General features: G+C 67.2%; 11 protein-coding genes and 1 tRNA gene. 3 read left to right on the top strand and 9 right to left on the bottom strand.

Going from position 1 to position 13,738, the window contains the following annotated elements:
* Positions 1 to 122: 122 nt before the first annotated feature.
* The gene (locus AB4Z47_RS28455; protein WP_441955408.1) at positions 123 to 1,526 is read left to right on the top strand and encodes an outer membrane protein assembly factor BamB family protein; all 1,404 of its coding nucleotides are present in this window, start codon (positions 123 to 125) and stop codon (positions 1,524 to 1,526) included.
* Positions 1,527 to 1,896: 370 nt separating this feature from the next.
* Here the strand turns inward: AB4Z47_RS28455 and AB4Z47_RS28460 are convergent, their stop codons facing one another.
* The 4 genes from AB4Z47_RS28460 to AB4Z47_RS28475 form a co-directional block, all read right to left on the bottom strand.
* Positions 1,897 to 2,055, bottom strand: coding sequence for a cytotoxic translational repressor of toxin-antitoxin stability system, toxin of TAS system (locus AB4Z47_RS28460; RefSeq protein ID WP_441955410.1), 159 nt, complete (start codon positions 2,053 to 2,055; stop codon positions 1,897 to 1,899).
* Between the two features lie 449 nt (positions 2,056 to 2,504).
* Positions 2,505 to 2,595 (bottom strand) — tRNA-Ser (locus tag AB4Z47_RS28465).
* A 148-nt stretch (positions 2,596 to 2,743) separates the two neighbouring features.
* The gene (locus AB4Z47_RS28470; protein ID WP_441955428.1) at positions 2,744 to 3,178 is read right to left on the bottom strand and encodes a nucleoside deaminase; all 435 of its coding nucleotides are present in this window, start codon (positions 3,176 to 3,178) and stop codon (positions 2,744 to 2,746) included.
* Positions 3,179 to 3,212: 34 nt separating this feature from the next.
* Positions 3,213 to 3,752: a tRNA adenosine deaminase-associated protein gene (locus tag AB4Z47_RS28475; protein WP_441955412.1), complete on the bottom strand. Its 540-nt coding sequence runs from the start codon at positions 3,750 to 3,752 to the stop codon at positions 3,213 to 3,215.
* A 58-nt stretch (positions 3,753 to 3,810) separates the two neighbouring features.
* Here AB4Z47_RS28475 and AB4Z47_RS28480 point away from each other — a divergent pair, with 58 nt between their 5' ends.
* The gene (locus AB4Z47_RS28480) at positions 3,811 to 4,761 is read left to right on the top strand and encodes a prephenate dehydrogenase (RefSeq protein WP_441955414.1); all 951 of its coding nucleotides are present in this window, start codon (positions 3,811 to 3,813) and stop codon (positions 4,759 to 4,761) included.
* A 65-nt stretch (positions 4,762 to 4,826) separates the two neighbouring features.
* Here AB4Z47_RS28480 and AB4Z47_RS28485 read toward each other — a convergent pair whose 3' ends face one another.
* The 5 genes from AB4Z47_RS28485 to AB4Z47_RS28505 form a co-directional block, all read right to left on the bottom strand.
* Positions 4,827 to 5,441, bottom strand: a complete 615-nt coding sequence (locus AB4Z47_RS28485; RefSeq protein WP_441955416.1) for a putative glycolipid-binding domain-containing protein — start codon at positions 5,439 to 5,441, stop codon at positions 4,827 to 4,829.
* 51 nt (positions 5,442 to 5,492) lie between these two features.
* Positions 5,493 to 7,487, bottom strand: a complete 1,995-nt coding sequence (locus AB4Z47_RS28490) for an ABC transporter ATP-binding protein (RefSeq protein WP_441955418.1) — start codon at positions 7,485 to 7,487, stop codon at positions 5,493 to 5,495.
* A 2-nt stretch (positions 7,488 to 7,489) separates the two neighbouring features.
* Positions 7,490 to 9,295, bottom strand: a complete 1,806-nt coding sequence (locus AB4Z47_RS28495) for an ABC transporter ATP-binding protein (protein WP_441955420.1) — start codon at positions 9,293 to 9,295, stop codon at positions 7,490 to 7,492.
* 310 nt (positions 9,296 to 9,605) lie between these two features.
* A complete protein-coding gene (gene fadD32 / locus AB4Z47_RS28500; RefSeq protein ID WP_441955422.1) occupies positions 9,606 to 11,534 on the bottom strand; it encodes a long-chain-fatty-acid--AMP ligase FadD32 in 1,929 nt (642 codons plus the stop codon).
* Between the two features lie 107 nt (positions 11,535 to 11,641).
* The gene (locus tag AB4Z47_RS28505) at positions 11,642 to 12,136 is read right to left on the bottom strand and encodes a beta-ketoacyl synthase N-terminal-like domain-containing protein (protein ID WP_441955424.1); all 495 of its coding nucleotides are present in this window, start codon (positions 12,134 to 12,136) and stop codon (positions 11,642 to 11,644) included.
* Between the two features lie 352 nt (positions 12,137 to 12,488).
* Between AB4Z47_RS28505 and AB4Z47_RS28510 the strand changes: the two genes are divergently transcribed.
* Entirely contained in the window at positions 12,489 to 13,622 is a 1,134-nt protein-coding gene (locus AB4Z47_RS28510) for a DNA cytosine methyltransferase (protein ID WP_441955430.1), read from the top strand.
* The last annotated feature ends 116 nt before the right edge of the window (positions 13,623 to 13,738 follow it).

Below are 13,738 nucleotides of genomic sequence, written 5' to 3' on the forward strand. Positions count from 1 at the left end.
CGGAAATCACCAGCGATCGGGTTGTTCTCGCGATCACCGGCCTCGAAGATGGCTGATACCTTGCGTATTCGCACAGCTCGGCCAGTGCCTGGTCCAGATAGATGCATGAAGGAGGCCGCCGAATGAACAAGGCTGCAATGTGGCTCGCTGATCAGGGAAGGCGCAGGATCTGGATCACGGTGCTGATCGTGGCTGTGGTGGCGGGTATCGCTGCGGTCGTGTGGGTGAACCGATCGCCAGAGGAGCCGCAGGAGGTATCCGCGGCGTACGGCCGGTTCCGGATTTCGCCCCGGCTCGACTCCACTCCGGTGCCACGGTGGACATTGCGCGCTGCTGACTTGTCCGACGAGCTTGGTGCGGTCTTGCTGGCAGCGCCGCAGAACCTGCACGGCTACTACGGCTACGGCTCGCCGATGGACGCCGGGACCATGATCGTCGCGGCAACCGCGGTGCCCGGCGTGCCGGGGCCGGGCGAAAATGCTGGACTGCCCGTCGGACCGGTGCGGATGCACGGCATCGATCCGGAGACCGGCCAGGTGCGATGGACGACCGATGTCGGCGAACTCCTCGGCTGCCGTGAGCAGGTATTCGACGGACAGCTCGCCTGCCACGGCACGCATCGAGTGTTGATCATCGAGGCTGCGACAGGCGCGGTACTCGGGGACCATACGACGGACTTCGAGGTCATGGACGTGACGGTGCGGGACGGCGTCGTTTCGGTGACCGGCCGAACCTCGGACTGGATGACCGCTGTCGTCACCCGAGGGACCATTTCCGATATCGCCGCGACCTGGCAGCGGACGTATCCGGCACCTGTTCCCGGCGACCCGGTGACTCCCAGGATCGCGCGGGACTATGTCCTGGACGGGCGCGACCATGGCGTTCGCGTCTACGATCTGCGCACCGGCGACCCGCTGTTCACCGGACCCGTTGCCTACACGTTCGACGGCGGCATTGTCGCCTCGCAGGTGATCGAACGCGGCTGGAGCGCGGGAACGGTCACGCTTCTCGACCGCAATGGCCACCCGATCACCGAGGTCAGCAACGCCAGCTTCCTTCTCGAGTGGTACCCGACTGCGACCGCGACGCCGCCGCCGATCCTCACCGGCGAGAGTGCCTACGAGCGAACGACAGGCCGAGTCCTCTGGACCAACGCGCAGATCGGCATCGATGAGCACACCGGACGCACGAGCGCGATAGAAGGAGTAGTGGATAACACTGTGATCGTCCGATCGCTCGATGGATCAGAGCTGGCCGGCCTCGATCTCACTGACGGACACCGAATCTGGCACCAGCCGACGTTGTTCGCGAACACGTCACGCTACGACGGCATAACCGACGCAAGCCACCTCATCCTGACCGACGGCACCACCGTGCACGCGATCGACGCCGGAGACGGTTCGACTGCCTGGTCGATGCCGTTACCGCCCAGTGGTGATCCCAGATTGCGCTCGGCAGTGAAGGCAATGGGTGGCCTCATGGTCACGGTGACCGCGCATGAATTCACCGGATATGCTGCGGCATAACGTGATTTGAATATTCGGCGGCAGCCGGAGGCCCGCGCACAGGTTGGACGAGATGCGACCTACCTAGCCATCGCAGCCGCCGAGAAGTCCGTTTTGTTGGCGATCGTTTTGGCCGCCGAACCATTCGGCGGAGGGGTTTGATCCTGCCGTAACCCCAAGCCAATCGCGTGAACAGCGAAACTCGGTGTATTTCAGCAAGTTTCGAGAGTGYCGACGGTCATCGAACGTACGGGCAGGTGTTGGCGGGTCAACATCTGGTCCGAGGCATTTATCTGATCCGGATCAGGTCATCGACCTCAGCGGTATGTTCCGCGTGCGCGGGTGACCGCCTCCAAGGCGTCGGGAATCAGAACTGGGCGGACGAATGTTGCTACACCGCAACGATGTTCAGCAGCGGCCCGAGCCCCTTGAAGTCGTCCGGGTTGCGGGTGTACAGCGGCAAGCTGTACTGGACTGCTGTAGCTGCTATCTGAAGATCGGCCACTCGTCCTGGGGGTTTACGCCCGATCTGTTCGAGGAGAAAAGCCAACGACCCATACACGTTGGCCGTCTCTGCGTCGAACGCGAGGGGGTTGAACGATTTCGTGACCTACTGGAACTGGAGCTGGCGTTGGGCTTGTTTCAGCGGATCTTTGTGAAGTGCAGGCCAGCTTCGACTGCGGCAAGGACTTTGCCGCTGTCGTTGCGAAGGTCGCGTTGCTGGATCGTTTTCATACCCTAGGCTACCTATCTGCTACGTGGTGTACAGACGGCTACAGGTTGCACTGGGAGTAGATTGTGGCCCGCACTCCGGGCCTGAAGAGACGGTCCCACACCTGCGGCAATGCACGCGAGGAAACCAATGCGGAACCGGCCCAAGGACGCGGTCCATCACCTGTCCGATTTCTGGTCGGCATGTGTTGATCGGTCAACACAGCCAAGTCCGAATTCTGCAGAGAAGAGAAGAGCCCCTTACCTGCGTGAACAAGTCAGGGGCTTTGGCGGTGGCGGAGGGATTTGAACCCTCGGAGGGGGGTTACCCCTCACACGCTTTCGAGGCGTGCTCCTTAGGCCGCTCGGACACGCCACCGCCGACAACCATACCGGACCGTCGCCGGATCGTTAAATCGGCTGGAGAGCTGGGCTGACCGTTCGGTATTCCGTTCCGACGGCCGGTGGCGGGAGCGATCTCACACCGGTCGAGGCTCGGCGCGGCGCGGGTCTGGACACCCGGGAAGTCAGCGCTGGGTGCGGAAGAACTCGTCGAGCAGTGCGGCGCACTCCGCTTCGAGCACTCCCCCGCGCACTTCTGGCCGGTGGTTGAGCCGACGGTCCCGAACCACGTCCCAGAGCGAACCGACGGCGCCGGTTTTCGGCTCCCATGCGCCGAATATCAACCGGCCGACCCTGGCAAGCACCAGCGCGCCCGCGCACATGGTGCACGGCTCCAGTGTCACCGCGAGGGTCGTTGCTTCCAGCCGCCAGCCGTCGCCGAGAACTTCGGCGGCCCGGCGCAGCGCGAGGATCTCCGCATGCGCGGTCGGGTCACCGAGTGCTTCGCGTGCATTTGCCGCGCGCGCGAGTTCCCGTCCTGCCGAATCGAATACGACCGCACCGACAGGTACGTCACGGCCCCCCGCGGCAGCCGCCGCATCAAGGGCGACACGCACCATGTCGGCGTCCGACGGGACCGAGAGAACTCCCACGTCAGCGAGGCAGTTTGTCCAGGACCGCGGAGAGTTCGTCGGCGAAGCCGAGCCGCTGGGCGATCATGCTGAGCTGCTCGTCCGGATAGAGGTCGGTCTCGGCGAGGATGACGCTCAACACCGGTTCGGGCAGGCCGAGATCAGCGAGCACACCGAGGTCGCCCTCCTCCCACGGCTCGATGTCGTCGATCTCGTCCGGGTCGATGTCGGGAATTTCCACATTCAAGGCCTCGAGGACGTCCGCGGCGATGTCGTAATCGATCGCGGCCGTCGCGTCCGACACCAGCATCCGTGTTCCGCTCGGTGCGGGCCGGAGCACGATGAAGAACTCGTCATCGATGTCGAGTAGTCCGAACACCGCTCCGGAGCTGCGCAAAGCCTTCAGTTCATTTTCCGCCGCGGCCAAATCGGTGAGCGCAGCCCGGGTCAGCGGACTGCATCGCCACTTGCCGTCTTCGCGGACAACCGCCACTGCGAACCCTTCCACGTCGTCGTAATCGTCCGACGCCGCCCTGTTCGTGCCCGAGCGCTGTGCTGCCATGGCCGCAACGGTAGTCGGCTCGAGCTGAAATGTTGAAGTCGTATGCCAATCTGTTCCGGTGACTTCCGCGAAGAAAGCGCCCGTGTGCGTCCTCGGGATGGGTTTGATCGGTGGTTCGCTGCTGCGCGCGGCCGTCGGCGCGGGCTATGACGGCTGGGGATACAACCGATCGGAGGCGGGGGCCCGGGCAGCGCGTGCCGACGGTTTCGAGGTCACGGAGGACCTGCCCGCCGCACTACGACGTGCCGCGGACGCCGACGCGCTGATCGTCGTCGCGGTGCCGATGCCCGCGGTGGACCACATGCTTTCCTCGGTCGCGACCTTCGCGCCGCAGTCCGCGCTGACCGACGTGGTGAGTGTGAAGGCGCCAGTCGCCGACGCCGTGCACAGACATGGGCTCGGGGCTCGATACGTCGGCGGCCATCCGATGGCGGGCACCGCCGAATCCGGGTGGACCGCTACCGATCCCGACCTGTTCCGCGACGCCGTGTGGGCGATCGGCGTGGACGAGGGAACCTGTGCCGACCCATGGACCCGGGTGGCGCGGCTCGCGTTGGACTGCGGCTCGGTGGTCGTCCCGGTGGTGGCCGAGGAGCACGACCGCGCCGTCGCCCGTATCTCGCACCTGCCGCATGTGCTCGCCGAGGCGCTCGCGCTGTCCGGTGCCTCGGGCGGTGATCTCGCGCTGGGGCTCGCCGCCGGATCGTTCCGCGATGGCACCCGTGTCGCAGGCACCGCGCCGGACATGGTCCGCGCGATCTGCGAACCGAATTCCGGCGCGCTGCTGGACGTGCTGGAAGAAACACTCACTGTCCTCGGCGCGGCGCGCGACAGCCTGCGCGCGGAGAATTCCCTCGTCGATCTGGTCGAAGCCGGACATGACGCCAGGCAACGCTACGAATCGGCGCGGCGGTGGGAAATCACCGATGTCCGCCCCGGGGATCACAATTGGCTGGAAGACCTGCGCGCGGCCGGACAGCGTGGCGGAGTCATCACCCGGCTGAACTGAACGCGTTCTTCTGCTGCTGTGACAGCCTCGACCTGCGGCGGGCGTCGGCCGACGAGAGCCGAAGGTCAGATCCGCTCGGCCAGGCCGGGGTAATCCAGGAGAAAGCCGTCGGCGTCGACGGTGACGGTCGCGCTGGAGACCGGGGACAGCACGCTGATGCCCTCGGCCGCGCTGCTGTAGATCAGCGTGGCCTCCTGCACCAGCAGGTCGGGTAGGCGGACGTAGACCACCGGGACCTGGACGGCCTCCACGGCGTGCTGCAGGTCGTAGCGACGGATCGGCAAAGTGTTGAAGAACGGGCTGAGCACCACGTCCACGTCGAGCGCGCCCCCGAATTTGGAGCGGACATGGTTACCGCCCGCGTCGATGAGCCAGTAGTTCTCCTCGTCTCTGGCGATCGAGGCTTGCCGCTCGCCGGCGGCCGTAGTGGTGCGCAGCGAGAGCCGCTTCGTCCTGCCGTTCTCGTCGGTGACCAGGTCATAGGAGGCGCTGAACGCGGGATGGTCCGCGCCCACGCCGCCGATCATGCGCCCGGCGGCGCGGATGCGGTTCCCATTGAGCGTCACCCGGACCGACTCCATCCGTGACGCGTCGGGCGCGCGCCAGGTGAGAACCGCCGGCCACCGGGATGCCTGCGGGCTCTCGGCGGGGATCTCGGGGTCGGAGGCTGGAGTCGTCACGTATCTACCGTAAGCGACACCCTGCCGTAACCCGCACATCACCAACGCTCATCACACCAACGACTCGCGCCACGCCGCGTGCAGACCGGCGAATCTGCCGGTACCTACGATCAGCTCGTCCGGCGCACCGTCCTCGACGAGCCGTCCGGACGCGAGCACGAGCACCCGGTCCGCGATCGCCACCGTGAACAGCCGGTGCGCGATGATCACCGCGGTGCGCCCGCGCAGCACGGTCTCCAGCGCATGCTGCACGAGCCGCTCGCTCGGGATGTCCAGGCTCGAGGTGGCCTCGTCCAGCACGATCACGGCGGGATCGGCCAAGAACACCCTGGCGAACGCGACCAGTTGCCGCTGGCCCGCCGAGAGCCTGCCACCACGCTTGCGCACGTCGGTGGCGAAGCCCTCAGGCAGGGATCGCACGAAGTCGTACAGACCGACCGCGCGCGCCGCGGCGAACACCTCCGCGTCGGTGGCGTCCGGCCTGCCGAGCCGGATGTTGTCGGCGACCGACCCGGAGAACAGGTAGGACTCCTGGGTGACCATCACGACGTTGCGCCGCAGGTCGGCGTCCGAGAGGTCGCGCAGGTCGACGCCGTCCAGGGTGACCGAACCGCCGGATGGGTCGTAGAACCGCGTCAGCAGCTTGACCAGTGTCGACTTGCCCGCGCCGGTCGCTCCGACCAGCGCGACAACCTGTCCGGCCGGGATGTCCAAGGTGAACTCCGGCAGCACCGGTCGCTTCCGGCGGCTGTCCGGCTCGCCCTCGGACCCACCCGAGCCCGTCACCTCGGCGACCACGGCCGCCCCGTCCGTTGAGCGCCGCGTGACCTCCCCGCCGGGACCGTCGGGCAGCTCGACAAGCATGGCCCCGTAGCCGAACCACACCTTGTTCATCCGGACCGCGCCCGACGCCTTGCCCAGAGCTACCGGCTGCGCCGGTTCCGGCACCGACGGCTCCTCCTCGAGCACACCCGAGATCTTCTCCAGCGCCGCCGCCGCGGACTGGTAGGAGTTGAACACCTGCGCGAGTTCGTCCAGCGGACCGTAGAACTCGTTGAGGTACAGCAGGTAGGCCGCGAGCACCCCGACCGCGAGGTCACCCTCGATCACCCGCCACGCGCCGACCAGGATGACAATCACCGTCGTCAGGTTGCCGAGCAGCCTGGTAAGGCCCGCGTAATCGCCCATGCCGCGCATGGCCGCGGTGGTCGCCTGGCGGTATTCGCCGTCCTCGACGGCGAGCACCGCCTCGTTGCGCTGCTCGCGCCGGAACGTCTGCACCGCGCGCATGCCGCCCATCGATTCGACGAACTGCACGACCACCTTGGCGATCGCGCCGCGTGTGCGGCGGTATCCCGCGCGTTGCCTGCGCTGCGCCCAGCGGGTGACCAGCAGCAACGGAACGAAACCGACCAACACGATCGCCGCGAGAGTCTGATCCAGATAGATCAGCAGCACCGCGATGGTCAGCACCGAGAGGATCGCGCTCAGCGCCTGGTTGAGCGCTCCCTCCAGCAGCTCCTGCAGCGTCTCGATGTCGCCGGTGAGCCGGGCGACCACCTTGCCGGAGGTGTACTTCTCATGGAAGGCGACGCTGAGCCGCTGCATATGCGTGAACGAGCGCACCCGCAGGTCGAACAGCACGCTCTGGCTGAGCCTGCCGGACACCCGCAGGAAGAAGAACGTGGTGAGCACACCGAGCAGGACCGAGCCGAGGTAACCGGCCACGGTCCGTGTGAGCGGGAGCCAGTTGCCTTCCGCACCACGCGCGATGCCGGTGTCCAGCCCCTGCGCGACAAACAGCGGCGCCGACACCATCGCCGCGTTGTCGACCACGATGAGCACCAGCGCGAACGCCGCCAGCTTGCGGTAGGGCCGGACCAGGTCGAGCAACAGCCGACGGGACCGGCCGGCCAGCACCAGGTTTCCTGCCTCGGTGACCTCCTTGTCCTCGCTCGCGATGCCGCGCCAGTCGGCCACTTCGTCCCGTGCAACCGGGTCATCTTGTATCGCCACGTCTTTCGACACGTTCGTGTCCGTGCTCACTGCTACTCACCTCCCATCAGTTCTCGGTATCTGCCGCTGGCCCGCAGCAGGTGGTCGTGTGTGCCCTCCGCGACGATCCGGCCGTCGGCCAGCACCGCGACCCGGTCGGCCAGCGCCGCAGTGGACGGACGGTGTGCGACAAGCAGCGTCGTCGCATCGGCAAGCACTGCGCGCAGCCGCTCCTGCACCCGCTCCTCGGTCTCCACGTCGAGCGCGGACAACGGGTCGTCGAGCACCATGATCCGGCTGCGCTTCCCCGCGCCGCTGAGCACCGCGCGGGCCAGCGCGAGCCGCTGACGCTGGCCGCCGGACAGGCTCAGGCCCTGTTCGCCGATTCTCGTGTCCAAACCCCAGGGCAGGTTGTCCACGAACTCGGTCGCCTGGGCGACGTCCAGCGCGCGGCGCACGTCCGCATCGGTGGCGTCCGGGTCACCGAGCGCGACGTTTTCCCGCACGCTCGCCGAGAACAGCACCGGGTCCTCGAACGCGACCGACACCAGCGAGCGCAGGTCGGCCACCCGCATCCCGGCGATGTCGATGCCGTCGACGGTGATGACGCCACCCGTCACGTCGTACAGGCGCGGGATCAGGTTGAGCAGCGCCGTCTTCCCGCTGCCGGTCGCACCGACCAGCGCCACCGTTTCGCCGGGCCGCACTGTCAGCGAAACATCCTGCAGCACTTGGACTTCGGCATCAGGAAAGGCGAAACGCACACCTTCCAAGCGCAACTCGCCGACGATCCGCTCCGGCAGGTCCACCGGATCGGCCGGGTCGGTGATGTCGACCGGGGTGTCGATGATCTCCCAGTACCGGTCCGCCGCGGTACGCGCGTCGTTCAGCTCGGCGAGCAGGAAGCCGGTCCAGATGATCGGCCACTGCAGGAAGGTAGCCAGCGTAATGCCCGCAACCAGGGTGCCGAGCGTCATCGTGCCGTGCACCACCGCGTAGCCGCCGTAGCCGAGCACGAACGCGATGGCCAGCTGCGGCAGGCTCACCATGGCCGACCACAGGGTCGCGTCCAGCCGCACCTTCAGCAACTCCGTTTGCTGCAGCTCGCGCGACTGTGTGGTGAACCGGCCGGTGAAGAACATGCCGCGGCCGAACGCTTTGAGGACCCGAACCCCCTGCGCCGATTCCTCGGCCGTGGTGGCCAGGTCGCCGGACTGGTCCTGCGAACGCCGTGCCGCCACGGAGTACTGCCGTTCGAAGCGAAGGCAGATGTACACCAACGGGATCGACACGATCGCGAACATCAGGCCGATCTGCCAGTTCAGCGCGAACAGCACGAGCAGGCCGACCGGGATGATCACGGTGTGGATCAGCAGGAACGGGCCGGCGAACGCGACGAACCGCCGCATGGTCGCCAGGTCGTCCACAGCGCGTGAGAGCAGCTGCCCCGACTCCCACGCGTCGTGCCTGCCGATCGCCAGCGACTGCAGCTTGCGAAAGATCTTGGCGCGCATAGCGATCTCGAACCGGGTTGCCGGTGTGGAGACCAGCCGGCGGCGCCCCCACACGCCGACCGCCTCCAGCAGGCCGAGTACCAGCACGACGGCCACCGGCCCGAGGGCTCCTGGGAAATCCCGCTCGGCGATCGGTCCGTCGATGATTCTGGCGATCATCAGCGGAATGACGATGGCCGTGAAGGTGGCGAGGATTGCGAGGCCGCAGGCGGCGAGCAGCGCGGTGCGGTGCGGACGCAGATACGGCCAGAATCGGCGCAGCGAATGCAGGCGGCCCGGCGCGGCGGCGGGCCGCTCCGCTCTGTCGACCTCCGGTTCGGCCGAAATATCCAGTGCGACTGACAAAACTCCCCCTCGAGTTCCGTGCATTGCGGAAGACGGAACTCTCGATGATGTTCGCATCGAGCTCCGACATTCCAGGGTCGCACCGGGCCCCGAATCGGCCAACCGATTTTCCGGCCGGCCCGATACCGCGTCCACGCTGGACGACGCGGTCGGCTCGCAGGTGGGGAGGGAGTTCATGCACCCAGCCAACAACCTCGAGCAACCTCGAGGTCAAGGGTATGGACGCGGCACGGGCGCCTATGGCGACGTCGACGCCCACATCGTGGGCGCCGACATCCGTGAATTCAAGTGCACCATCGAATTTCGGCTTCTAACCGACGATCACGCGCTCCGAGTCCCACTCCGCCGGCGCGTCCGGGAACGCCTGCTGCTGGTAGCCACCGCGCAGCGTGCCCTCCAGGTACGCCGCACGACAGGCGCGCCGGGCGATCTTGCCGCTGGACGTGCGTGGGATCGAGCCGGCGGGCACCAGCAGCACGTCGCGCACCGTGACGCCGTGGCGCTGGGAAATGGCGGCACGCACCGTGTCGGCGACCGGCTGGGGTTCCAGCTTGCCCGCGCCGACGTTGCGCTCCGCGACGATCACCAGCTGCTCGGAGGTGTCGTCGGCGTCCAGCGCCGAGCCGACGTGACTGTCTTGATCGACGACCAGCGCGGGCAGCTCGTTGGCGGGCACCGAGAACGCCGCGACGAAGCCCGGGCGTAGCGCCGTGCTCGATTCCTGGGCGGAGAACTCCAGGTCCTGTGGGTAGTGATTGCGTCCGTCCACGATCACCAGGTCCTTGACCCGGCCGGTGATGTACAGCTCGCCGTCCAGATACGCGCCGTAGTCGCCGGTGCGCATCCAGTTGGCGTCCGGCTCGGTGCCCTCGGCATGGCTGCCCTCTGGCAGCCGCGCGGACAGCTGGGCGCGGAAAGTGGCCTGGCTCTCCTCAGGGCGGCCCCAGTACCCGATGCCCATGTTCTCGCCGTGCAGCCAGATCTCGCCGACCTCGCCGTCGCGCCGCTCGGTGCCGTGCTCCGGATCGACGATCACTGCCCACTGCGTCAGCGCGACGTAGCCGCACGACACTTGGGCGATCGCATTGCCCGCGTCCTGCGGGATCTCGACCATGCGCCCGGCGTTCAACGCGGTGCGATCCACGTAGACGACCTTCGCCTTGTCCTCGGCCCTGGTTGCCGACACGAACAGCGTCGCCTCCGCCATTCCGTAGCAGGGCTTGATAGCTGTCTCGGGCAACCCGTACGGCGCGAACGCCTCGTTGAACTTCTTCATCGACGACACCGAGACCGGCTCGCTGCCGTTGATCAACCCGATCACATTCGACAGATCCAACTCCTCGTCCGGCTTCGGCTTGCCCCGGGCCGCGGCATGCTCGAACGCGAAATTCGGTGCGGCGGCAAATGTTCCCGCGCCGTCGGAGGCTGCGGCCAACTCCTTGATCCAGCGGTACGGGCGGCGCACGAACGCGCTCGGCGACATGATCGTGATGAATCCGCCGCCGATGGTCGGCAGAATCACAGACAGCAGGCCCATGTCGTGGAACAGCGGCAGCCAGGTGACGCCGCGCGAATGCTCGGTGACGCCGATCGCGTCGATCATCTGCAGCAGGTTCGTGCCGACCGCACGGTGGGTGATCTCCACCCCCGCGGGCGTCCGGGTGGAACCCGAGGTGTACTGCAGGTAGGCGACGCTGTCGATGTTGATGTCGGGTAGCACCCAGAACGCGCCGACACTGTCCGGGACCGCTTCCACCGCGATGATGCGCGGCCGCTGCTGCGCAGGCAGATGCCGGAAGAGGTTCCGCACCCCGCCCGCCGCGGATCCCACCGTCAGAATCGCCGCGGGCCTGCAGTCGCCGAGCACCGCGTGCAGCCGGTCGGTGTGGCCCTGCTCCTCCGGATCGAACAGCGGCACCGCGATATTGCCCGCGTACACCGCGGCGAAGATCGAGACGACGTAGTCGAGCCCCTGCGGAGCCAGGATCGCCACCCGGTCGCCCGGCCGCGTCACCTGCTGCAGCCGGGCCGCCACCGCGCGCAACCGCACACCGAACTGCCGCCAGGTGAGTTCGTAGTACTCACCGTCGCGTTCGCGGGAGTAGTCGATGAAGCGGTAGGCGAGGTCGTCGCCGTTCTCCGCAGTGTGCTTGTCGACGAAGTCGATCAGGGTCCTGTCACCGCGGATCTTGATATTGCCCTGATCGTCCAGGTAGTCGTCGAAGTTTTCGTCGATCATCGCATCATCCTTTTCCAGCGCACCGGCACTCAGGCCGTGCAATGACACCGAACACAGGTCGATAGCGAAGCGTCGGGAAGGCTAGCAGGTGCGCGACCTCCCTGCGCTCAATAGCGGCCGAACGCGAGTGCGACGTTATGCCCGCCGAAGCCGAAGGAGTTCTTCACGGCATAGTCGATACGCCCGGTCCGGGATCGGCCGCGCACGATATCCAGATCGATATCCGGGTCCTGGTTGTCCAGGTTCAGCGTGGGCGGCACGATCCCGTCGCGCACACTGAGCACGGTGATCACCGATTCGAGGGCGCCGACGGCGCCGATCGAGTGGCCGAGGGCCGACTTGGGTGCGTAGACCGACGCGTGGTTGCCGACCGCCTCGGCGGCGGAGAGGCAGGCCGAGGGCTTGACCTTCAGATGACCGCCGATCCGCACCTGCAGCTCGAACTGGTCGATGAAGTCGTCGTTCAGGACGTCGATGCCGGTCTCGCCATCGAGCAGACCCTTCCAGGTGGAGTCCGCGTCACCCGCGATGGAGGTGGTCGCCGCGAGGCCGGTGACCACGACCGTAGGAAAGTTCCGATCTCTGGTGGAAGAAATCCGCATTCTCGCTCACTTTCCCTAGCGTCGCTCTGGAAACTTTGTCGAGCAATGGCAGTTCGCGATCGCGCGCCACCAGGATCGTGGGACAGCCCGCGCGGACGACACCGAAGCGCAGGCGGGTCAGTCTGCCCGCCTTTCATCAGGGCCGCGCATGTGATCGGCCCTGTGCATTATTGAGAAGAGCACGCCGATCGCAGTGCGTGACACGCGGACGGTACCAGGTGCCGGGTCGTTGGTTGCCTGGTTCGCCGATCGCCTCGGGTGACTCGAGTACCCTGCTCCCGGGCACGGGTCGCGCGTTCGGCGGCGTCTCGTTGTGAACGCGAGGAAGGGAAGGCCGTTGACGGGCGCGCGGATGGTCGGGCTGTTCGCCGGTATCGGTGGATTGGAGCTCGGCCTCGGCAGGCACGGCTGGCAGACCGAGCTGCTGTGCGAAATCGAGCCCGGCGCCCAGGGTGTGCTCGCGGCGCACTTCCCGGACGTCCCATTGCATTCCGACATCACCCGGCTGCGCGCGATCCCGTCGGGGACCGAACTGGTCGCGGCGGGGTTCCCGTGCCAGGACCTATCCCAGGCCGGGCGTACCGCGGGCATCACCGGCACCCGGTCCGGTCTGGTCGACGAGGTGTTCCGCCTGGTGCGTCGCAAACGCGGGCCACGCTGGCTGCTGATCGAAAACGTCCCATTCATGCTGCAACTCGGCAGGGGGGCGGCGATGCGGCATATCACCGGCGCGCTGGAGGAACTCGGCTACACCTGGGCCTACCGGGTGGTGGATGCGCGCGCGTTCGGCCTGCCACAGCGCCGTCAGCGGGTACTGATGCTGGCCTCGCGCACCGAGGACCCCCGTCCGGTGCTGTTCGGCGAAGACGCCGGTCTCCGAATGGTGGGCGACCCCGAGCGCGATCCGTGCGGCTTCTACTGGACCGAGGGGGTGCGCGGGCTCGGCTGGGCGGTGAACGCGGTGCCCACGCTGAAGGGCGGCTCTGCGCTCGGCATCGCCAGCCCGCCCGCGGTGCGACTGCCCTCCGGCGAGATCGTCACGCCGGGCATCGTCGACGCAGAACGCCTCCAGGGCTTCGACGCGGGCTGGACCGCGACCGCGACCGAGGTTCCCGGCATCCGCGACGGCCATCGCTGGAAGCTGGTCGGCAACGCGGTGAGCGTACGGATGGCGGCCTGGGTGGGATCGCGGCTGGCCACGCCGCAAGACCCGATTCCAGGCGATCAACCGCTGCCGACGGGCACACCGTGGCCGGTCGCCGCGTGGGGGCGCCGCGGTGTCGCCCACCGGGTGCCGGTGTCCAACTGGCCGGTGCACGAGCCATACGAAGACCTGACTCACTTCCTCACCGACGCGCGGTTGCTCTCCGCACGCGCGACCGCCGGGTTCCTGCGCCGAACCGGCATGGGCAGCCTGCGTTTTCCGCCTGGTTTCCTCGCCGACGTGGAAAGCCACCTCGACCGGATGGGCGGGTGGGCGGCATGAGCGAGCCGAGCGCCAGCGAGGCGCAGGCATGAGCGAGCGCAGCGAGCGAACAACAAGCACAGCCGAGCATCGCTCGGTCATGCCGGAGCCGAGCGCCAGCGAGGCGCAGGCATGAG

Source organism: Nocardia sp. 2TAF39 (assembly GCF_052114905.1).
Lineage (GTDB): Bacteria > Actinomycetota > Actinomycetes > Mycobacteriales > Mycobacteriaceae > Nocardia.